Annotated in this window: 19 protein-coding genes; 7 read left to right on the forward strand and 12 right to left on the reverse strand. The window is 57.5% G+C overall.

Annotation, left to right across the window (positions count from 1 at the left end):
* Nucleotides 1–2: 2 nt before the first annotated feature.
* Nucleotides 3–830 carry a CheR family methyltransferase gene (locus tag DIT72_RS12370; protein WP_135955560.1) on the reverse strand — a complete coding sequence of 276 codons (828 nt, stop codon included), beginning with the start codon at nucleotides 828–830 and terminating at the stop codon, nucleotides 3–5.
* 40 nt (nucleotides 831–870) lie between these two features.
* Nucleotides 871–1,803, reverse strand: coding sequence for a chemotaxis protein CheV (locus DIT72_RS12375; protein WP_135955561.1), 933 nt, complete (start codon nucleotides 1,801–1,803; stop codon nucleotides 871–873).
* A gap of 196 nt (nucleotides 1,804–1,999) precedes the next feature.
* On the opposite strand from DIT72_RS12375, the gene flgA reads away from it, so the two are divergent.
* From flgA to DIT72_RS12405, 6 genes are all read left to right on the forward strand, one after another.
* Nucleotides 2,000–2,704, forward strand: coding sequence for a flagellar basal body P-ring formation chaperone FlgA (gene flgA / locus DIT72_RS12380; RefSeq protein ID WP_135955562.1), 705 nt, complete (start codon nucleotides 2,000–2,002; stop codon nucleotides 2,702–2,704).
* 182 nt (nucleotides 2,705–2,886) lie between these two features.
* A complete protein-coding gene (gene flgM, locus DIT72_RS12385; RefSeq protein ID WP_135955563.1) occupies nucleotides 2,887–3,213 on the forward strand; it encodes a flagellar biosynthesis anti-sigma factor FlgM in 327 nt (108 codons plus the stop codon).
* A 7-nt stretch (nucleotides 3,214–3,220) separates the two neighbouring features.
* Entirely contained in the window at nucleotides 3,221–3,691 is a 471-nt protein-coding gene (locus DIT72_RS12390) for a flagella synthesis protein FlgN (RefSeq protein WP_135955564.1), read from the forward strand.
* A gap of 127 nt (nucleotides 3,692–3,818) precedes the next feature.
* Nucleotides 3,819–4,436, forward strand: coding sequence for a peptidylprolyl isomerase (locus tag DIT72_RS12395; RefSeq protein WP_135955770.1), 618 nt, complete (start codon nucleotides 3,819–3,821; stop codon nucleotides 4,434–4,436).
* Between the two features lie 30 nt (nucleotides 4,437–4,466).
* Nucleotides 4,467–6,380: a bifunctional tRNA (5-methylaminomethyl-2-thiouridine)(34)-methyltransferase MnmD/FAD-dependent 5-carboxymethylaminomethyl-2-thiouridine(34) oxidoreductase MnmC gene (gene mnmC / locus DIT72_RS12400; protein ID WP_135955565.1), complete on the forward strand. Its 1,914-nt coding sequence runs from the start codon at nucleotides 4,467–4,469 to the stop codon at nucleotides 6,378–6,380.
* Nucleotides 6,381–6,440: 60 nt separating this feature from the next.
* Nucleotides 6,441–7,073: a CBS domain-containing protein gene (locus tag DIT72_RS12405; RefSeq protein ID WP_135955566.1), complete on the forward strand. Its 633-nt coding sequence runs from the start codon at nucleotides 6,441–6,443 to the stop codon at nucleotides 7,071–7,073.
* Between the two features lie 45 nt (nucleotides 7,074–7,118).
* Here DIT72_RS12405 and ligA read toward each other — a convergent pair whose 3' ends face one another.
* The 4 genes from ligA to DIT72_RS12425 form a co-directional block, all read right to left on the reverse strand.
* Entirely contained in the window at nucleotides 7,119–9,152 is a 2,034-nt protein-coding gene (ligA, locus tag DIT72_RS12410) for an NAD-dependent DNA ligase LigA (protein WP_135955567.1), read from the reverse strand.
* Entirely contained in the window at nucleotides 9,149–10,207 is a 1,059-nt protein-coding gene (zipA, locus tag DIT72_RS12415; RefSeq protein WP_135955568.1) for a cell division protein ZipA, read from the reverse strand. The genes ligA and zipA overlap by 4 nt, the downstream gene beginning before the upstream one ends.
* Nucleotides 10,208–10,338: 131 nt before the next feature.
* Nucleotides 10,339–13,833, reverse strand: coding sequence for a chromosome segregation protein SMC (gene smc, locus DIT72_RS12420; RefSeq protein ID WP_135955569.1), 3,495 nt, complete (start codon nucleotides 13,831–13,833; stop codon nucleotides 10,339–10,341).
* A 1-nt stretch (nucleotide 13,834) separates the two neighbouring features.
* Nucleotides 13,835–14,518 carry a GntR family transcriptional regulator gene (locus DIT72_RS12425; protein ID WP_135955570.1) on the reverse strand — a complete coding sequence of 228 codons (684 nt, stop codon included), beginning with the start codon at nucleotides 14,516–14,518 and terminating at the stop codon, nucleotides 13,835–13,837.
* A 274-nt stretch (nucleotides 14,519–14,792) separates the two neighbouring features.
* Here DIT72_RS12425 and DIT72_RS12430 point away from each other — a divergent pair, with 274 nt between their 5' ends.
* The gene (locus DIT72_RS12430) at nucleotides 14,793–15,722 is read left to right on the forward strand and encodes a GGDEF domain-containing protein (protein WP_135955571.1); all 930 of its coding nucleotides are present in this window, start codon (nucleotides 14,793–14,795) and stop codon (nucleotides 15,720–15,722) included.
* Here the strand turns inward: DIT72_RS12430 and rluB are convergent, their stop codons facing one another.
* The 6 genes from rluB to sucC all read right to left on the reverse strand — a co-directional run bounded on the left by rluB (nucleotide 15,723) and on the right by sucC (nucleotide 21,741).
* Nucleotides 15,723–16,694: a 23S rRNA pseudouridine(2605) synthase RluB gene (rluB, locus tag DIT72_RS12435; RefSeq protein ID WP_135955572.1), complete on the reverse strand. Its 972-nt coding sequence runs from the start codon at nucleotides 16,692–16,694 to the stop codon at nucleotides 15,723–15,725. It lies immediately after the preceding gene.
* A 36-nt stretch (nucleotides 16,695–16,730) separates the two neighbouring features.
* A complete protein-coding gene (gene scpB, locus DIT72_RS12440) occupies nucleotides 16,731–17,393 on the reverse strand; it encodes an SMC-Scp complex subunit ScpB (RefSeq protein WP_135955573.1) in 663 nt (220 codons plus the stop codon).
* 39 nt (nucleotides 17,394–17,432) lie between these two features.
* Entirely contained in the window at nucleotides 17,433–18,278 is an 846-nt protein-coding gene (locus tag DIT72_RS12445) for a segregation and condensation protein A (RefSeq protein WP_135955574.1), read from the reverse strand.
* Nucleotides 18,279–18,307: 29 nt separating this feature from the next.
* The gene (locus DIT72_RS12450) at nucleotides 18,308–19,522 is read right to left on the reverse strand and encodes a tryptophan--tRNA ligase (protein WP_169450026.1); all 1,215 of its coding nucleotides are present in this window, start codon (nucleotides 19,520–19,522) and stop codon (nucleotides 18,308–18,310) included.
* A 180-nt stretch (nucleotides 19,523–19,702) separates the two neighbouring features.
* Nucleotides 19,703–20,575: a succinate--CoA ligase subunit alpha gene (gene sucD, locus DIT72_RS12455; RefSeq protein ID WP_135955575.1), complete on the reverse strand. Its 873-nt coding sequence runs from the start codon at nucleotides 20,573–20,575 to the stop codon at nucleotides 19,703–19,705.
* Nucleotides 20,575–21,741, reverse strand: a complete 1,167-nt coding sequence (gene sucC, locus DIT72_RS12460) for an ADP-forming succinate--CoA ligase subunit beta (RefSeq protein WP_135955576.1) — start codon at nucleotides 21,739–21,741, stop codon at nucleotides 20,575–20,577. Before sucC ends, sucD begins: the two co-directional genes overlap by 1 nt.
* Between the last annotated feature and the right edge of the window lie 12 nt (nucleotides 21,742–21,753).

Below are 21,753 nucleotides of genomic sequence, written 5' to 3' on the forward strand. Positions count from 1 at the left end.
ACCTATTTCTTCCGGTAAATGATTCCGGGGTGGCACTGCACCATTTCATAGAGATCAGGCAGCCCGTTCAGCGATTCCGACGCGCCCAGTATCAGATAACCCCCGGGATTGAGAGTGGCATGAATGCGGGTGAGGATGTCCTTCTTCAGCTCTGCCGAAAAGTAGATCAGGACATTCCGGCACAACACAATATCAAACTTTCCCAGCATGTAGCGTTCAAGCAGATTCAGCTCGCGGAACTCGACCATGTTCTTGATCTGCGGCCTGATCTGCCAGCTGCCGTTCACGGCGGGGGTAAAGAATTGTTTCTGGCGTTCCGGAGACAGGCCACGGCCGATGGCAATCATCTCATATTCGCCACGGCGGGCCACTTCCAGTACGCTTTTGGAAATGTCCGTCGCTGTAATTTTGACATCTCTGAGTTTGCCCGGCCGCTGGCGCCGGAACTCTTCAATAATCATGGCAACGGAATAGGGTTCCTGACCGGTTGAACACGCCGCTGACCAGATACGCAGTGACTGTGCCGATTTCTGGTCGCCAAATTCCGGTAACAGTTTTTCCTGCAGGATACGAAACGGGTGGTTATCCCGGAACCACAGGGTTTCATTCGTGGTCATCGCATCGATGACCACTTCTTTCAGGCTGCTACGGCCGGTACGCTTTATCCGCTCCAGCAACTCACCCAGAGTGTTGAGTCTGTTTTCTTCCATGATCCTGCGCAGCCGGCTTTTGACCAGGTACTGCTTGTTATCCCCCAGCAAAATGCCACACGCATCCTGCAGGAAGGTCTTGAAGGCCTCGTATTCCTGTGGCGTTATTTCAGCTTTCATTGGATCTCAGTATCGGGTGAGTCGGAAGCGACAAAAAACCTCACTGCTCGCGGTCAATAATCTCCATGACCCGCTCCGCCAGCTCATCAGGACTGAATTTGGCCATGAAATCATCAGCTCCCACTTTTTGCACCATAGCCTTGTTGAACACGCCACTGAGAGAAGTATGCAGCATGATATAGACGTCACTGATGGCAGGCTCGTTTTTGCACCTGGTAACCAGAGTGTACCCATCCATTTCAGGCATTTCGACATCGGAAATGATCAGAGACAGGTGATCTGAGGCGCGGGAACCGTCTGCAGTGATTTCCTTGAGGTAGTCATAAGCCTGCTTGCCATCATTCCTGGTCACAACGTCCATGCCAATAGCATTCAGGCAGCGTTCAATCTGGCGCCTGGCAACGGTGGAGTCATCCACCACCAGTACCGGCAGATGACCCGGCGCACGCGCGGCACTTCTGGTGCGCAACTCCTCGCCCACATCCTGGTCAAGTGGTGAAACCTCGGAAAGGATCTTTTCCACATCGATTATCTCGACAATTCTGTCATCGATGCGGGTCACTGCGGTCAAATAGACGTCTTCTCCGGCCCCCTTGGGCGGCGGAAGTATGTCTTCCCAGTTCATGTTGACGATACGATCAACACCGCCAACCAGGAACCCCTGGGTCTTGCGGTTATATTCGGTGATGATTACAAAGCAGTTTGCCAACTGTTCCCGCGGAATCCCGGGAAGCCTTATCGACATCGCAAGATCAATAATCGGGATAGTCTCCCCCCGGATATGGGCAACACCACACACCATGGAACGGCTGTTGGGTATGGAAGACAGTTTCGGACACTGAAGCACTTCCTTGACCTTGAATACATTGATGCCATAGACCTGCTGGCCCCGAAGCCGGAACAGCAGGAGCTCCAGGCGGTTCTGACCTACAAGCTGCGTGCGCTGATTTACACTGTCCAATACCCCAGTCATCGTCTCTTCTCCTGCTCACAACCACTCGCTGGCGGCACGCATTTTGCTGCGTAACTGTTATGCGCCAAATGGCACCCTGAGGTGCCGGTTTATTGACTCTGGAAGGGCTTAACGGCTGTATTCGGAAATCATTAGAAATTTCTCGAATAACGAGCATTTACCCTATTAATTGCTAGCATAGGACAAACCGCAGCTTATGCGCATCAGCATTTTCGTTACTGCACTGCTAATGTCTACCATCGCAGGCACGGCCACCGCCTCCAACACCACAGCGGAGCAAATCTATTCCGCTGCCGATGACTTCCTGCAGGCATTTGCCGAAAACCAGGCGGATGAGGGGTTCTCTGTCGCTTTCGATAGCGGCAAACTGGATGCCCGCCTCTCCCTCGCCACCTGCGACGAGTCGCTGGAGGTAACGTTTAGCGGTGACCCCTGGAAAACCACGCAACCGTCACTGCTGGTTTCCTGTGAAGGTCTTCGGCCATGGCGGATGTTCCTGCCGGTTTCCGTCACCATAACCGGCGATGCCATGGTGGCTTCGCGCCCCCTCAGCAGAGGTGAACGGCTGACGGAAAGTGCATTGAGTACAGACTCCGTCGTGGTCAATTCCATAAGGCGCGGCGCTATTACCCGCCGGGATCAGCTCGTCGGTATGGAAATGCGGCGGGGAATCAATGCCGGCACAGTATTCACACCTGATCTGCTGCTTACCCCTGCGGCAATCGAGCGGGGAGATCATGTTATTATCAGCGCCCGCAGCGGAAACTTTTCGGTGAACTCCCGCGGCAAGGCGCTGGCCAGCGCCGGCATAGGGGAACAGGTTCTGGTGGAAAATCTGTCGTCGTCGCGCACGGTCCGTGCCCGTGTAACAGCACCGGGCCATGTGGAGATTCCCATGTAATGCTTGCCGCGGCGGAATCCATTGGCCGGCGGTGGCAAGCTTTTGCCGCAGAGCGGCCAGATGACTGACTTGTAATCTCATCCGTGTAAAAATTTGCTAAAGAAATGTAAAGCCATGCCGATAACCAGGTATTAAACTCGTGGAGCCGCCCAATGCGGCTGATCAGCCAAGCAGGTAACCTTATGTCAGTTGACTTTAATGGAATAGGCCCAGGCCAGGTCAACACCCAGAAAACCACGGCCGACAAGTCTTCCGGTACTCAGAACACCCAGCCCTCTGCGACAGAGCAGGCAAAGACCCAGGCTCAGGGTCCCCGCGGTGAAAATGTCAACCTGAGCAGCCAGGCTAAAGACCTGAAACAGCTTGAGCAGAAGCTGGGCAACTATCCGGAAATGGACGATGATCGCATCGAACAGATCCGCTCTGCCCTGGAAAATGGCTCTTACAAAATTGATGCCGAGAAACTGGCCCAGAAAATGCTTGAGATGGATGAAAGCATTTTCGGGTGAGTAACTCATGGCCGCAATTGATGAACTGAAAGATCTTCTTGCCGAGGATATCCGTAAGCTGGACACACTGGCGGATGTTCTCAATCAGGAAAAATCCTGCCTCTCCAGCTCTGACGTTAGCAAGCTTGAGACCTTGACCGGCGAAAAGAACCGGCTGCTGGAACAGGTCCGCGAAAGCGCGAAACGGAAAATCCGGTTGATGGTTGCCATGGGTTTCCGCCCCGACAGTGGCGAGCCCTCGCGGTTCATCCGCAGCGCTGGCCTGCCGGACCTTGTCGCACTCTGGGAAGACGCCGACAGGCGCTTGCGAGCCTGCCAGGCAATTAACCAGAGCAATGGCAGAGTCATCAGTCACCTGCAGAAACGCCTTTCCCGTCTGACCGACATTTTCCGTGGCGTTTCCGGGCACCAGAAGCTTTACGGGGCCCAGGGAGAACAGAAGGCGGTATCCCACAGTACCATTCTTGCTAGCGCCTGACCGTAGCAACTTCCAGTCAAATCAGGCCGACCTGCCTGCCAAACTCTGTTAAAATCCAGGATCAGCCAGCAGCCATCAGAGTATGGCAGCAGACAACCCCGGAGCTAGCAGCGTGAGCCGTTATAGAATGACAATTTCCGTTAAACCGTTTCGATATGTGATGCAGATCGCTCTTTGCGTAACCCTGTTGCTGGGCATCACCTCATCACTGTCTGCCCAGGAGCACCAGAACGAATTGCCACAGGTGATCATCGAAACCAGTGAAGGCGTGATCGAAGTGACACTGCGGCCGGACATTGCACCGGAAACCGTGGACAATTTCCTCGCGTACGTGAGCAACGGATTCTACGAGGGCACCATTTTTCACCGGGTCATTCCGGGCTTCATGATTCAGGGTGGAGGATTTGACAAAAACCTCAACCGGAAGCAAACCCGTGATCCGGTGCGCAATGAGGCCAAACCGACCGCCAAAAACCTGAGGGGCACCATTGCCATGGCTCGCACCAGTTCGCCGGATTCCGCAACCTCCCAGTTTTTTATCAATCTGGCCGATAACGACTTCCTGAACGCCGGTGTCCGCGGGCCGGGCTATACCGTGTTCGGCAAGGTCAGCGGCGGTATGGGTGTCGTCGATGCCATCGCCGGCAAGGCAACCGGTCGATCGGGCGGCATGGGCGATGTGCCGAAAGAGCCCGTCATTATTCACAGCGTGTCCCGGAAAAAGGCCGACAGCGCTACAGAGTAGCAGCAGAGAAGAAAAGGCGGTGACCAGACAGTGAGCACGGACATCAGTCCCCCATCCATTGAGACCGCTGCCATTGAATGGCGGGAAGGTGTGCCCTGCTCCACCCGTTTTGACGATGTCTATTTCAGTCGTGATGATGGACTGGAAGAAGCCCGTCACGTGTTCATTCGCCATAATCGATTGGCCGAGAGGTTTGCCAGGGTTCCAGCCGGCGGTTCATTTGCCATCGCCGAAACGGGGTTTGGTACCGGGCTGAATTTTCTTGCCGCCTGGCAAACCTGGGAAGCGTCAGGCCCCGCCGATAATGCGTGCCTGCACTTCATTTCCGCTGAGCGTTATCCCCTTGACCGTGAAGATCTCCGCCAGGCGTTGTCCTTGTGGCCGGAACTCGGCGATTACGCAGCTCAACTGCTTGACCAGTACCCGCCGCCAGTCCAGGGCGCTCACCGGCTGGTGCTGGCCGCCGGGCGTATCCGGCTGACGTTGTTCTTTGGCGATGTCCTGGAAGCCTGGCGCGAACTGGACTTCCATGCCGATGCCTGGTTTCTGGACGGTTTTGCCCCGGCCAAAAATCCGGACATGTGGGAACAGGCAGCGATCACGGCTCTCAGACGCCATAGCAGACCGGGCACCACGATGGCGACCTTTACGGCCGTTGGTGAAGTTCGCAGGCTGCTCACGAATGCCGGGTTCACGATGCGGAAAACGCCGGGGTTCGGGCGCAAGCTGGAAATGATGGCCGGAGAGCTTCCCAGGGTCCCGGAGGCGGGCGGCCATGAAAGCCCGACAGCTCCGCATTCCATCGCCATTATAGGCGCAGGCGTTGCTGGCAGCCTGCTGGCTCGCAACCTGGCCCAGCGGGGAGTTGAAGTAACTCTGATAGACAGGGCGGCGGATGCAGGCATGGCAGCATCGGGCAATTGCCAGGGCGCCCTGTACGTGAAGCTCGGCGTGGAATTCAATGACCAGGCGAAGCTTGGCCTGAGTTCCTTGCTGTTCAGTCAGCGCTACTACGCTCAATCCGGGGATCATTGCTGGCACCCTACCGGCCTCATCCAGCTGGCCTACAGTGATACAGAGGCCGTCCGACAGGCCCGCTTCATCGCGCGCAATGATTACCCACAAGCCGTTCTCCGCCCCATCGACGCCACCGAGGCCTCCCGCCTGGCCGGCATTCCCGTCAACAGCGATGGCCTCTGGTTTCCCCTCAGTGGTTGGCTGGAGCCCGGCAGGTTGTGCCGCTCGCTGGTCCGCCACTCGCGGATACGTCACTGCTTTGGCTTTGACGTGCACCGGCTGACTCCCTGCAACGGCAGATGGCACATTGCCGGAAACGGTGAACAGGATGTTGTTGCTGACCGGGTGGTGATCTGTGCCGGGCACCTTACCCCGGAGCTGATACCGTTGCGCAGTGAATTCCGCTTCCGGACCATCCGCGGACAGGTTTCCCACTTACCGGAACCATCACTGAATAACCCTGCCGTTGTACTCTGCGGCCCGGGATACATAAACCCCGCTCACAAGGGTACGGCACTGACCGGCGCAACCTTCGACCTTCATGATCATTCGCCGGCGCTTTCAGTTGAAAGCCACCGCGAAAACCTTTCGATGCTGGCTTCCATGGTGCCCAGTGTATTCAGTGGTCCAGCAATGCAACTGGACCCTGCCTTGCTTGAGGGAAAAGTGGCGTTTCGCTGCACAACCCATGATTACCAGCCCGTTGCCGGCCCCCTGACCGACCCTGCGGGCCGCACACTGGAAGGCATCGACCTGTTTACCGGCCTGGGCAGCAAGGGCCTGACCTACGCCCCGTTGCTGGCAGAATATCTGGCAGACCGAATTACCGGTCAGCCACAGTGTCTGCCGGCGTCTCTGGCCAGGCGCGTCGCAACCCAGCGCTGCCACAGGCGGGATGCATCAGCATCGGAAACTATTGGCGCCTGAAGCAATCCAACATCCGGCCGATAACCTGAGAAGGCCCTGTTATGTCCGGAGCAAACGATTATGTCCATCTATGTCAGTGAACCCGGCCGTCCGGTCGGTACACGCCTTCCCGAGATATTTCGGGGCCGCCGCGTGGGCGAGGTCACAGAGCTGACGGAAACCCATAAACTTGATGTCAGCCATAGCGAAAACACCGATGCCGAGTTCCAGATGGCAGCCAGGTCCGGGCGTCATCGTGCACTTGAGGAATACGGCTCAGCGACAGCCGGGGAGCCCAAAGAGCGAAGGCTTTACCTTCCTGTCTCCCAGATATGCACACCGACCCTGTTTTCATTGCCCGCTACTGCCACGGTGGCCGACGCACTGGAGACCATGGAAGAAAACGGTATACACCACATTGTCATTACCGCCGACGGAAACGTGGCAGGACTGGTGGATCTTCGCTGGTTACTGACCTGGTTGCACGAATCAGAAGATCACGCCCCGGATTCCGGTTTCGTGAATATCGAGTTACCGGCATTTCTGACCGCTTCGCCGGAAACCGATGCCCACCAGTTGGCAAGGCTGATGCTGGCTCACCAGCTCAGCGCCGCACTGGTCGTCGACGAGACCGGCCGTCCTGCCGGGGTAGTGACCAGCACTGACTATCTCCGGCTATATGCCAGTGCAGGCCGCCATGAGGGTAGCGTGTAGTCAACAGGTGGGGTAATGAGTCTGCGCGAGCTCGCGGATTCAGAATCAGCTCTCAATGCCGTGGCTTGCCAGAAAATCAACGAATGCCTCTTCATCCATGACCGGAACCTCCAGACTTTCCGCTTTTGTGAGCTTTGAGCCTGGTTCCTCCCCCGCGACAACACAGGCGGTTTTCCGGGAAACACTCCCTGCCACTTTCGCACCGAGAGACTCGAGCCTGTCCTTCGCTTCGTCCCGGGTCATGCCGGACAGACTGCCTGTCAGCACCCAGGTCTCTCCTTTCAGGGGCTTTTCGGAAGCGGTAATTTCCTCGCTCTGCCATTGCACCCCGGCATCCCGGAGTGCCTGAATGATTTCCTGATTATGGGATTGATCGAAGAAACTGCGGATATGGCCTGCGACAGTAGGACCCACATCAGGAACCGACTGCAACGCCTCCTCATCCGCTTCACTGATCGCTTCCAGAGTTCCGAAGTGGCTGGCCAGAGCCTTCGCCGTGGTTTCGCCGACCTCACGAATCCCCAGGGCATAGACAAACTTCCACAGTACCGGATGGCGGGCGCGATCAATCGCTTTGATAAGGTTGCTGGCCGACTTTTCTCCCATCCGCTCCAGGCCGGTAAGGTCGGATTTCTTCAGCTTATAAAGATCAGCGACGGTATGGACCATCCCCCGATCCACAAGAATATCAATCCACTTGTCACCCAGCCCCTCGATATCCAGCGCCTTGCGGGACGCATAATGGCGAATGGCTTCCTTGCGTTGAGCAGGGCAGAACAGCCCACCGGAACAACGGGCCACGGCTTCGCCTTCAATCTGTACAACATCGGACTGGCACACCGGGCAGACTTCGGGTAATTCAACAATCCGGGCGTTGTCGGGGCGCTGCTCGGTCACCACCTTGACGACCTGGGGAATCACATCACCGGCACGGCGAACAAATACGGTATCACCGATACGGGCATCCAGCCGGCGAATCTCATCCATGTTATGGAGCGTGGCATTGCTGACCGTAACGCCACCCACGAACACCGGTTTCAGGCGGGCAACCGGTGTTATCGCGCCGGTGCGCCCTACCTGAAATTCGACATCCTCAATAACCGTGAGCTCTTCCTGCGCCGGGAACTTCTGGGCAATGGCCCATCGCGGCGCGCGTGATACAAAGCCCAGTTTTTGCTGCAGCGCCAGACTGTTGACCTTGAAAACGATTCCATCAATTTCGTACGGCAGCCCCGCCCGCTTTTCCATAAGATCATTATAAGCATCCAGACAGGCTTCTACCCCCGTCGCCTTGCACATTTCCGGATTTATCCGGAATCCCCACTTTTTTACCTGTTGCAACGCTTCCCAATGTGTTGCCGGTAGACGGCTCTCATCCTCCAGCGCAACACTGTAGGCACACATTTCCAGCGGGCGGCGCGCTGTGACCGAGGATTTTTTCTGGCGCAGGCTGCCTGCCGCCGCATTGCGGGGATTCACGAAGGTTTTTTCGCCCCGATCGGCCAGCCGTTTGTTCAGCGTTTCGAATCCCTTCCGAGGCATATAGACCTCTCCCCGTACCTCCACAACATCCGGGAACGAATTACCACGGAGCTTCAGCGGTATCGAGGAAATGGTGCGGATATTTGCGGTGATGTCTTCACCGGTATAACCGTCACCCCGGGTGGCTGCGCGGGTAAGGATGCCGGATTCGAAGTGCAGGCTTACCGCCAGGCCATCAAGCTTGGGCTCGCCGACGTACTCGATATCGTCACTGGTTTTAAGGCGGTCCCTGACCCGGCGATCAAAATCCCTTAGCTCCTCTTCGCTGAACGCGTTATCGAGTGACAGCATCGGAATGCGGTGTTCCACCTCCTCAAAGGTGGTTTCTCCACGGGCGCCTACGCGTTGTGTGGGTGAGTCAGGGGTAACAATATCCGGGTATTTTGCTTCCAGATCCTGCAGTTCCCGGAACAGACGGTCGTATTCCGCGTCTGGCACCTTGGGATCGTCCAGGACGTAATAGTGATAATCATACTCGGCAAGCATGTCCCGGAGCTCTGCGGCCCGGCTGATAACATCCGGAGTAGCTTTGGTCATTTTTTTGGGCTTCGCTCTTTGCGTTCAAATTCGCGAATGCGCTGACGACAGTGTTCGATAGTTTGCGGGGTCATCACGCTGCGCCGCTCGTCCTTCAGCTCGCCACCGAGGTTACGTACCACACACTGCGCCGTCTCCAGCATGAACTCGAAGGCCTGCATGGAATTCGTTGGCCCCGGCATGCTCATGAAAAAACTGATGCCGGGAGTGGATAGGGCCGGCATGTCTTCCGGCCTGAATGTACCCGGCTCGACTGCGCTGGCGACGCTGAACTGGACAGGGCTGTTAGTGTCTGTCTGTTCATGACGGTGATAGATGTCCATATCGCCATGCTCAAGGCCGCAGGCCTCAAACAGAGCTTTCAGCTGCGGCCCGGTAAAGTTCTCATCGGTTTTTGCCAGCACATTGATAACCACCACTTCCCGGGCTTCGGGACGGTTTGCACCGGCCAGTGGCTGACCTGAAGTGTGTGCCGCCTGCTCCCGCCGCGCAGTGTCCTCCTCCACTTCGGTAGTCACCGTCGGCGGGACGACGGTTTCGCTCTGTTGCTCCGCCCGGGGCTCGGACTGATCCGGCTTGGGGCGAGCCGCGATCCTGGGCTCTCCTATAATGCCATCGTCCGCGGGAGGCATTTCTGGCTCATCGTCAACCGCGCCCCACCCGGTATCGGTGTCAAAAGAAGTGTCATCAGGTTCGCGGGCGGCAGTATCCCCCGCCTTTTCCGTTTGCGCGGGCCGCTCCTCGGCCGCCTCGCCCCTGGAACTTTTTACAACCGGTCGGGTTGGCTTGGGATCGGGTCTTGCCAGGCGATTTTTTTCCGGTTTTACGTAGCCCCGCTCTTCCAGGGTATCACGGGAAATGGTCCGGGCCCCGCCGTTGGGGAGTTCCGGATTATAGTCCTTGTCCAATGGGGAATCGTCCAGATCATCCGCCCCCATACCGGAAGAAATTGCACTTGATTCCTTGCGGGCGCGCCTCATGCGGCGCAAACCATCTATAACAATACCCAGAATAACCAGGGTACCGATGGCAATTAACCATTCCCTAAGAGACATAGTAGTGCTGTCCTGTTTGCAGATCGGATATCGTTGCTACTCTAAAAAAAGCCTGTAATGAATACAACGCAAACACAGGCCAGATGGCGGTTTCGTCATTTTTGCACGAACATTGACTGGCGGACACCCGGTCAGGCCTCTGCCAGTGCTGCGGCCTCATCCACATCAACCGATACCAGCCGTGAACAACCCTGTTCGTGCATGGTAACACCCATTAACTGATCGGCCATTTCCATGGCGATTTTGTTGTGGGTAATGTAGATGAACTGTACCTGTTTCGACATTTCCCTCACCAGATTGGCGTAACGGCCCACATTCGCATCGTCCAGGGGCGCGTCCACCTCGTCCAGCATACAGAACGGTGCCGGATTGAGCTGAAAAATCGAAAACACCAGCGCAATTGCCGTCAATGCTTTCTCGCCACCGGACAGAAGATGGATCGTGCTGTTTTTCTTGCCGGGCGGCCGCGCCATGATCGCCACACCTGTTTCCAAAAGATCTTCACCGGTAAGCTCCAGGTAGGCGTTGCCACCCCCGAATACTTTCGGGAACAGAGCCTGCAGCCCACCATTCACCTGGTCAAAGGTTTCTTTGAAGCGCTGGCGGGTTTCCCTGTCAATCTTGCGAATGGCGTTGTCGAGGATTTCCAGGGCTTCCATCAGGTCTTCATGCTGACTGTCCAGATAAGTCTTGCGCTCACTCTGTACCTGATACTCCTCAATAGCTGCCAGGTTAATGGCACCCAGGCGCTGAATCCGTGCGCCAAGTTTCTCCAGCTCTTCTGCCCAGACCTCTTCGGTGGCATCCTCCGGCAATGTCGACAGAACCTCATGCAGGCGGATATCCAGTTCTTCCAGCTGCTCGAGGTGATTACCAGCGCGAATTTCCAGTGCCTGGGATTCCATCTTCAGCTTTTCAAGGCTGGCCCTGACGTCCTGAACGCTATGTTCTATGCGGCTGCGGCGCTGCTCCTTGTCGCGTACGTCCCGATCGATTTCCTCAAGTGCGTCCCGCGCTGCGCCCAGCTTTCCTTCCTCGGCAAGACGACGGTCCAGCAGGCCCTCCAGCTGCATCTGCAGGTCTTCAATGGGCTCCTCCGCGCTCTCGCGGCTTTCCCGAAGGATATCCAGGCGTTCGTCCAGACGCTCTTTCTGCAACTGCATGCGGTCAATGGTCTGCCGCAGGCCGTCCCGCTGACTGTTCAGGGACTGCAGCTGAAGCTGTAACTGGTGTGCACGGTCGCGATCGTGCCTGGCCTCCTGGCGCAGGTGGTCCAGGTTTTCCCGCAGCACATCGCGACGCTCAAGCAGACGTTCTTTCTCATCATCACTGTCTTCCGTGGAGGCGAGAGCCTGCTGCCACTCCTCACGGGTCTCCTGCAGCTGTTCCTGCTGGCCTTCCAGATTCATGGACACATCCGCCAGATCGTCGCCAATACGTTGCAGCCGGGCATCGATCTGTTCGGCACGGGCTTTCAGGCCGCTGATCTTCGATGACAGGGCTGCCAGGTCCCGGTCAGCATCCGCCAAACGGGCCTGGGCTTCGTCTCTGGTCGCCTCTGCACGCTCGGACCGCTCCAGCAAACGGTCCAGGTTATCCGTGGCGGATTCAAGGGCGGCTTCTGCCTGTTCCAGCTCCCCTGCCAGTGCGGTGACCTTTTTCTGGCGCTCAATGACACCGATCTGCGCGGCGTCAGAATCAGGCATCAGAATCCAGTCTACAGAAACCCAGGCTCCTTCAGGCGTGATGATGCTTTTCCCCGGCGCCAGCGTGTCTTGCCGTCCCAGGGCTTCGTTCATGGTCTCTGCCGTATCCACCATTGCAAGCAGGGGAGCCATGCCACCGGCACCGGTTACCTTGCCGGCAAGCCCCTCTGAATGGCTGGTGCCACTGGACTCACTGCTTACCAGTGCCAATCCGCGGGGGGCCGCGGCCATCTCTGATTGCACCGAATCCAGACCAGGGACACTGAGCCCCTGGGTAAATCGGCCGATTACCTGCTCAACCGCGAACTCCCAGCCATCCTCGATTTTCAGCTGTTTGGCCAGTCGCGGGCTGTTGCTCAGGCCCCGATCATTCAGCCAGGCCTGCAGGGTATCGTCGTGCCCTCCCATCTGTTCATCAAGCAGCGCCTGCTGGGATTCCAGTGATGCTCTCAGGCTCTGGACCCGTTGCCGCGCATTGCTGGCTGTCTGCTCTGCATCCCCCTGTTGATGCCGTGCCTCCCGAAGTTCATCCTGAACGGATTCGATCCGCTCCGATGCTTCGTCCCGCTGTAATTCCAGGGTTTCCTGCTGCTCGAGAAAATCATCCAGCCCGGCACGGTCAAGTTGGCTTTCAAGCAGTTCCTGCTCCTCTTTCAGCTTTTGCTGGCGGCTGCGAAGCTGCTCAATGGCATTTTCCAGGGAACGGATGCGGGACTGGGCCAGCTCGGCCTGGCGACGGGCATCCGCGGAGCGGGAACTGAAATCCTCCCAGTCATGCTGCCATGCGCTCATTGCATCTTCGGCATTCTGAAGTTTTTCGCCGGACTCTTCAGACTTCTGTGACAGCGCTTCCTGTTCCGGCTCCAGCATATCGAGCTCTTCCCGGATTGCGGACAGTTTCTCCTGGTCCTGCTCCAGTTCACGGGCCAGTTCGCGCTGGTTCGCCATGGCCTGATCCAGCTCTGCAGCTGTCTGGCGGCTGCGCTCACGCTGGTGTTCCAGGCTCTGTTCAAGGCGGGCGATATCAGCGCCGGCTTCGTAATAGCGGGCCTGGGCTTTGTTGAAGTGCTGGTTGCGGTCCTGGTGACTTTCCCGCAGGGTATCCAGGGAGGTTTCCAGGCTGACACGCTCGGACAGTTGCCTCTCCAGTTCCAGTTCGGTATCCCGGATCCGCGAGCGCCAGGTTTGCAGGTCCTTATCCAGTGACTGCCAACGCAGAACTGTCAGCTCGGCCTTCTTCTGTCGCTCTTCCTGCTTGTATGTCCTGTACTTTTCCGCTGCCTGGGCCTGGCGCTCCAGATGTTGCAGCTGTCGCCCCAGTTCGTCCCGCAGATCTGTCAGACGCTCGAGGTTTTCCCGGGTGCGGCGTATACGGCTTTCCGTTTCCTTGCGGCGCTCCTTGTACTTGGAGACGCCAGCCGCTTCTTCAATATAGACTCGCAGCTCTTCCGGCTTGGCTTCGATCAGCCGGGAAATCATGCCCTGCTCGATGATCGCGTAGCTGCGGGGGCCCAGGCCGGTGCCCAGGAACAGATCGGTTATGTCGCGGCGACGGCATTTGGAGCCGTTGAGGAAGTATTCTGACTGTCCTTCCCGGGATACCCGGCGCCGGACGGAGATTTCGTTGAAGCGGACAAATTCGCCGGGGGCGGAACCGTCACTGTTGTCGAACACCAGTTCGATGGACGCCTGGCCAACCGGTTTGCGAGCGCCGGAGCCGTTGAAAATGACGTCCGACATGGACTCGCCACGGAGGTACTTGGCGGAGCTCTCGCCCATGACCCAGCGGACGGCATCAATGATATTGGACTTGCCACACCCGTTAGGGCCCACAACAGCTGTCATGTTGGAAGGGAAGGGCACCGTAGTCGGGTCTACGAATGACTTGAAGCCAGAGAGCTTGATGGATTTCAGGCGCATATCAGGCGCTCACCTCTTGCTTCAGAATACTTAATACCTGTTGGCGCTGATGTTCACCAAACTCGCAGATTGCCTGTTCAAGGCCGGGGGAATCACCCCGCAGAGCGGCATCGGCAAGCAACCGGAAAAAGCGACCGGTTTCCTCCAGTTCATCGCGGAAATTCTCCAGGGCGACAAAATAGGTGCGGCTGATGGCGGGACGGAAATTTTCCAGGGTCTCTTCCAGGAACGGGTTTTCCACCAGCCCATAGGTGTAGCGCATAACCCCGAAACCCGCGTCGATCACCTGTTCTGCCGCATCGCCCCTGGAGGAATTAAGCGCATCGATTACCGCCTGCAGCTCGCGAACTCGCGCCATGACCCCGGACAACTGCTCGCCGGACCAGCGCTCAAGCAACTTGCGCCCCAACATGCACAGTAGGTCGATATAGATATCGTAGAGGCTGTTCACCAGTTCCGGTGTCAGACTGGATACCACAGCGCCCCTGCGCGGAAAAATTTCCACCAGATGACGGCGCTGGAGAATCAGCAGGGATTCGCGCACCGAGCCGCGGCTGACATTGAGTTCTCCGGCTACCTTCAGCTCCTGTATCCGTTCGCCCGGTTTGAGATCACCGGTGACAATGCGTTGCCCGATATGCTGGGCTATCTGCTCGGAAAGACTTTCGGGGGCCTGAAACCTCATAAAGTTGGTCGCTCACTCACTACTGGCAGCCAGGAATAAGCGCAGAAGTTTACCACAGCCGCTGGCCGGCCCAATCCCCTTGTCCGACATTTTGACGATCCGGTTGGTACGGCAGTTTACTGCCGGTTTATTGACATACCGTTTAGCTCTATCATCAATAAATCTATAAATTATATTAGATATATATTATAGAACATTGTTATTGCACGTTATTATTCGATTGGCTGAAAACTTGCTTGCTGATACGCAAAATACCTTCAACGGGCCGTGTCGAGTGAAAAACATCCCAACGATCAACAAGTCAGGACCTCAACCTCAAAAGCTCGCGGCGCTCAGACAGGCTCATCGGGAATGGACTGAATCACCGGATGCCCTCACCCGTCTTACCCGCAGGCTGTCAACGACCCTCAATCTGGAAACCCAACTGGCCATCCTGGCGGAAGAGATCAGCGCCGTGGTGCCCTTTGACTGTATGAACTACCGCCACCAGATCGCCGCCCGCGAGTTTGTGTATGCCACCGGCATGGGCGGCCCGCATCGTTGCGATTACCGCCTGAACCTGGAGGGAAGCTTCTATGGCACCCTGTCGCTCAGTCGGCGCCAGAAATTTGCTGAGCAGGAACTGGAAGGCATTGAGCTGATACTGGCTGCTGCTATCTGCCCGATTCGTAATGCCTGCCAGTTCATTGCCATCGAACAGGCCGCGCTGACAGATTCCCTGACCGGTGTGCCCAACAAGCGCGCAATGGACGAGGTCCTGGCGCGGGCATGCTGCCTGGGTGACCGGCATGGCGAGGATTATTCGCTGATTCTGTGTGACCTCGACCATTTCAAGGCGGTTAATGACCGGTACGGCCACGTAGTCGGGGATCACATCCTTAAGCTGGCAGCCGTCGAGCTGCAGAAGGCGGTGCGGAATTCGGACAGCGTCTACCGCTTTGGCGGCGAGGAGTTTGCCATCCTGCTACCCCACACCAATGAAAGCCATGCCCGCGTCGTTGCTGATCGAATTCGCGAGTATATCAGCTCCATATCCGTTAACTGTGGTGACACTGACGTTTCGGTCAGCACCAGCTGCGGTGTGGCCCAGCGTCTTCCCGATGAAACCGCCAATCAATGGCTGACGCGCGCCGACGAAGCCTTGTACCGGGCGAAAGACCATGGTCGTGACTGCACCAGGGTTTTCGCCGCTATCGGAAACTGATTATCGCTTCGGTGATTTGCGTGCGACAGGCTTGCGAGCCGGTTTCTGATCGGGGCCCGAGCTGTCCACCTGCCAACGGGGATTGCCTGATTTCCGGGGTGCGGAACTCGGTTGTTTCCGGCGCTGGCGATCATGAACCTTCTGCTCGGACGGCGTTTTCGCCGGAATCGCAACCGGTTCCAGGTCCACTGCCTTACTGAGCGAGTCAACTGCTTTCTGGTCCAGCTCTTCCCACTTGCCCACGGTCAGCCGGCTGGGCAGGAAAACCGGTCCATAACGCACCCGCTTGAGACGACTGACCCGAACGCCCTGGGATTCCCACAGTCTCCGCACCTCCCGGTTACGCCCTTCCAGGAGAGTGACATGGAACCACTGGTTGATCCCCTTGCCGCCTGCTTGCGTAATATCGGAAAACTTCGCCATGCCATCGTCCAGCAGCACACCTTCCGACAGCCGCTTGATCATGGCTTCATCCACTTCGCCAAAAACCCTTACCGCGTACTCGCGGTCAATCTGGCGGGACGGATGCATAAGCCGGTTGGCGAGTTCCCCATCGGTGGTGAAAAGCACCAGGCCGGTGGTGTTGATATCAAGCCGGCCAATAGCGATCCAGCGATGGTCACGGAGCCGCGGAAGACTGTCGAACACGGTCGGACGCCCTTCCGGGTCGCGACGGGTGGTTACTTCTCCTTCCGGCTTGTTGTAAATCAGCACGCGCCGGAGCACTTCTGCGCCTGCCTCAATATCAAGGCGCTTGCCGTCGAGCTCAATCCGATCGCTGACAGAGGCTTTCTGTCCAGGCTCGGCCGGCTGGCCATTAATAACCAGACGGCCGGCCTCTATCCAGCCCTCGACTTCCCGGCGTGACCCTACGCCAGCCCGGGCCAGCAACTTCTGGATGCGTTCCGGGCCGGAAGGCGTGCTTTCTTCCTGCATTTTCTTTTCAGGCTTACGGGGGCGATCTGCCGCCATGAATCTGTCCTTAACAAGTGGCTGATGCCGGCGGCATCAGTGAAGTGTCTGCTCTGGCGAAGAGTCCGGTGTCATTTCGCCGTCCTCCTCGCCAGCATTCCTGGCCGGAGAGTCGAATTCGATCTCGGCCTGCATGTTTTTTTCAATTTCCCGCCCGATCTCTTCAAGATCGCGGATTTCGGAAAGCGGGGGCAACTGATCCAGCCCCTCCAGGTTGAAGTAATCCAGGAACTGTTTCGTGGTCGCGAACATCGCCGGCCGGCCGGGCACGTCGCGGTGGCCCACAACCCGTACCCATTCTCTCTCGAGCAAGGTGCGGACGATGTTACTGCTAACGGTGACACCCCTGATATCTTCAATTTCACCCCGGGTAATGGGCTGGCGATAGGCAACCAGGGCCAGGGTTTCCAGCAGAGCGCGGGAATAACGCTGGGGCTTCTCCTCGAATAGCCGCCCGATCCAGGGCGCGTACTCTTCCCTTACCTGTAGCCGGTACCCGCTGGCCACCTTTCTCAGTTCAAAGCCCCGTCCCTGACACGATTGCTCCAGCAACAAAAGCACATGCTCCATGATCTGCCGGCCCGGGCGCTCGTCTTCCTCAAACAGTTCCCGCAACTGTTCCACCGACAGCGGCTTGCCCGCGGCAAGCAGTGCCGCCTCGATAATCGCCTGGATTTTTCTGAGGTTTTCTTCATTCATGGTTCACTACCGGGTATCGAATTGCGCGATGTCAGACGATCAGCGGGACGCCCTGGCCCTGACATGAATCGGGCCCAGCGTTTGGGCCTGCACCACCTCGATCAGCTGTTCCTTGACCAGCTCAAGTGTCGCCAGGAAACTGACTACAACACCGAGGCGCCCCTCTTCCGCTATGAACAGGCTTTCGAATGTCACAAACTGATCGTCCCTTAATACCGAAAGTATGGCCGACATGCGCTCACGGGTGGACAGCCGCTCTCTTTCAACATGGTGGCTGGTAAACAGATCCGCCCGTTTCAGCACACCCTGGAGTGCCAGCAGAATTTCCCGCAGTTGCACATCCGGATGTGGCTGACTCGACGGCATCTTCGGTAATGCTGCCGAAGCGGTGAAGTTGTCCCGCTCCAGCCGTGGCATCTGATCCATGTCTTCAGCTGCCTGCTTGAAGCGCTCGTACTGCTGCAAACGCCGGATCAGCTCCGCCCGGGGATCCATCTCTTCGTCATCCTCGGCTTCCTGCCGCGGTAGCAACATCCGCGACTTGATCTCCGCCAGGGTGGCAGCCATCACCAGGTATTCCGCCGCCAGTTCAAAGCGCAGGGCCTCAACGGCGCCGATGTAATCCATGTACTGCCTGGTGATTTCACTGACATCAATGTCCAGGATATCCATGTTCTGGCGCCGGATCAGATACAGCAACAGGTCCAGGGGCCCTTCAAACGCCTCCAGGAACACGGCAAGGGCATCAGGTGGTATATACAGATCACGGGGAAGATCAACCACCGGTTTACCGGAGACCCTTGCCAGCGGCGCCTGCTCAGCGACAGGAACGGACGCCTCCGCCACCTCTTCTGCCACTGATTTGCCTGCGGTATCGTCCGTCATGGTGTCTCCAGAGTCGTCAGCGCCGGTGTTCAGCGATAGCTCAGCCCCATAGCCGCGCGAACTTCCTCGAGGGTATCCCGCGCCGCGTCCCGGGCATGCTCACAGCCTTCTTCAATAATGGCGTTGACCAGATCAGGATTGCTCTCATACTCCCGCGCACGTTCGTGCAGCGGGCGCTGCTCTTCAATGATCGACTCAATCAGCGGCTTCTTGCAGTCCAGGCAGCCAATGCCGGCACTGCGGCAGCCGGTTTGCACCCATTCCTGGGTGTCGGCATCGGAGTACACCTTGTGCAGCCCCCAGACCGGGCACTTCTCAGGTTCCCCCGGATCGGTCCTGCGCACACGTTGCGGATCCGTCTGCATGGTGCGAACCTTCTGGGCCACGCTGTCCGGCGCCTCGCGCAGGCCGATGTAATTGTTATAGGATTTGGACATTTTCTGGCCGTCCAGGCCTGGCATTTTCGATTCCGGTGTCAATAACGGCTGGGGCTCAGGCAGGATCACCTTGCCGCCGCCTTCAATATAACCGTAAAGCCGCTCACGGTCCCCCAGGGAGATGTTCTGCTGTTCCTTGAGCAGGGCCCGGGCCGTCTCCAGCGCCTCCATATCGCCCTCTTCCTGATAGCGCTTCTTCAGAGTGCGGTAGAGTTTTGCGTTTTTCTTGCCCATTTTGACGATGGCGCCCTCGGCATGCTCTTCAAATCCGGGTTCACGACCGTACAGGTGGTTGAAACGGCGTGCGATTTCCCGCGTGATCTCAACGTGGGAGACCTGGTCTGCGCCTACGGGTACCCGTCCTGCCCGGTACATGAGAATGTCCGCGCTCTGCAGCAACGGGTAACCCAGAAAACCGTAGGTAGCCAGATCCTTCTCACGCAGCTTTTCCTGCTGGTCCTTGTACGTGGGGATGCGCTCAAGCCAACCCAGCGGCGTTATCATCGACAGCAGCAGGTGCAGCTCGGCATGCTCAGGCACCTTGGACTGGATAAACATTGTGGAGGAGCCGGGATTGACACCGGCCGCCAGCCAGTCAATCACCATATCCCAGACGCTTCCCTGGATATCGCTGGGATCGTCGTAGTTGGTAGTCAGCGCGTGCCAGTCCGCGACGAAGAAAAAGCACTCGAATTCATGCTGGAGTTTGACCCAGTTCTTCAGAACACCGTGATAATGGCCAAGGTGCAACTTGCCGGTGGGACGCATGCCGGACAAAATCCGTTGCTGGGAATCGACAGAACTCAAAGCATGAACTCCTTCTGTTTATAGGGAACAGCCATCTTATTCGAGGCTGACCGGGCATTATAGACTTATGTGCACCCGGCGTTAAGGTACCTTTTAAAAACCTGTCACCGGCACCTTAAAACAAAAAACCCCCGGAAGTCCGCAAGGCAGACCCGGGGGCTTTGATTCACCGGCGGAGATTTACCAGCCAGTCACTTCCTTCAGCGCCTTGCCGATTTCAGCCAGGCTACGCACGGTCTTGACACCCGCATCGTTCAGGGCGGCAAACTTCTCGTCTGCTGTACCCTTACCACCGGAAATAATGGCGCCAGCGTGGCCCATACGCTTACCCGGAGGAGCTGTGACACCGGCGATGTAAGCCACTACTGGCTTGCTGACATTTTCCTTGATGAAGGCAGCAGCTTCTTCCTCGGCGGTACCGCCGATCTCGCCGATCATCACGATGGCCTCAGTCTGCGGATCGTCCTGCAGCAGTTGCAGGATATCGATGAAGTTGGAGCCCGGAATCGGGTCCCCACCAATACCGACACAGCTGGACTGACCGTAGCCGAAGTCCGTGGTCTGCTTGACCGCTTCGTAAGTCAGGGTGCCTGAACGGGAGACAATGCCCACCTTGCCCGGCTTGTGGATATGGCCCGGCATGATACCGATCTTGCTCTCGCCCGGCGTGATCACACCCGGACAGTTGGGCCCGATCATACGAACGCCCTTGCGATCCACGTACTCTTTTGCGTAGAGCATATCGATGGTCGGGATGCCCTCGGTGATGCATACAATCAGCTCGATGCCAGCGTCTGCAGCTTCGATGATCGCGTCTTTGCAGAACGGTGCCGGAACATAGATTACGGTGGCTTCCGCGCCCGTTTTCTCGACCGCTTCACGTACGGTATTGAATACCGGCAGGCCGAGATGCTCGGTCCCGCCCTTACCGGGGCTGACGCCACCTACCATTTTGGTGCCATACTCGATGGCCTGCTCAGAGTGGAAGGTACCCTGTGCGCCGGTAAAGCCCTGGCAGATAACTTTGGTGTCTTTGTTGATCAGGATGCTCATTATTTACCCCCCGCGGCTTTTACGACTTGCTCTGCCGCGTTCGACAGACTGGTGGCAGCAATGATGTTCAGGCCGCTATCGGCGAGTACCTTGGTGCCAGTTTCTGCGTTGTTGCCCTCAAGGCGAACAACCACGGGAACCTTCACGCCCACTTCCTTGACCGCACCGATGATGCCCTCTGCAATCATGTCACAGCGGACAATACCACCAAAGATGTTGACCAGAACGGCCTTGACGTTGGCATCGGACAGAATGATCTTGAACGCCTCGGAAACGCGCTCCTTGGTAGCTCCGCCGCCAACGTCCAGGAAGTTGGCAGGCTGGCCGCCGGACAGCTTGATGATGTCCATGGTGCCCATGGCCAGGCCGGCGCCGTTAACCATGCAGCCGATGTTGCCTTCCAGCGCCACGTAGTTGAGCTCCCACTTGGCAGCTTCCGCTTCCCGGGAATCTTCCTGGGAGGGATCGTGCATTTCGTGGATTTTCTTCTGGCGGTAAAGTGCGTTGCCGTCGACGCCAATCTTGGCATCCAGGCAGTGCAGGTCTCCGGCCGGGGTAATAACCAGCGGGTTGATTTCCAGCAGCGCCAGATCACGCTCTTCAAACAGCTTTGCCAGACCCAGGAAAATCTTGGTGAACTGGCCAATCTGCTTGCCTTCCAGGCCCAGCTTGAAGGCAAGCTCACGGCCCTGATACGGCTGCGCGCCTACCAGTGGATCGACTTCGGCCCGGAGGATCTTCTCGGGGGTTTCTTCGGCTACCTTCTCGATCTCGACACCGCCCTCGGTGGACGCCATGAACACGATACGACGGGTGCCACGGTCAACAACCGCACCCAGGTAAAGCTCCTGGTCGATATCGGTCAGCGACTCAACAAGGATCTTGCTGACCGGCTGGCCATTCTCGTCGGTCTGGTAGGTGACCAGGTTCTTGCCCAGCCAGTTTTCGGCAAAAGCGCGGATCTCGTCCTTGCTCTTGACCAGCTTGACACCGCCGGCCTTGCCGCGGCCACCGGCATGTACCTGGGCCTTTACTACCCATGCGTCACCGCCAATCTCGTCAGCGGCAGCCACTGCTTCCTTGGGGGTATCGCAGGCAATGCCCTTTGATACCGGCAGGCCATATTCAGCGAACAGCTGCTTGCCCTGATATTCATGCAAATTCATAGTCAATTTCCC

Source organism: Marinobacter orientalis, assembly GCF_004792665.1.
In the GTDB taxonomy this organism is placed as follows: Bacteria; Pseudomonadota; Gammaproteobacteria; order Pseudomonadales; family Oleiphilaceae; genus Marinobacter; species Marinobacter orientalis.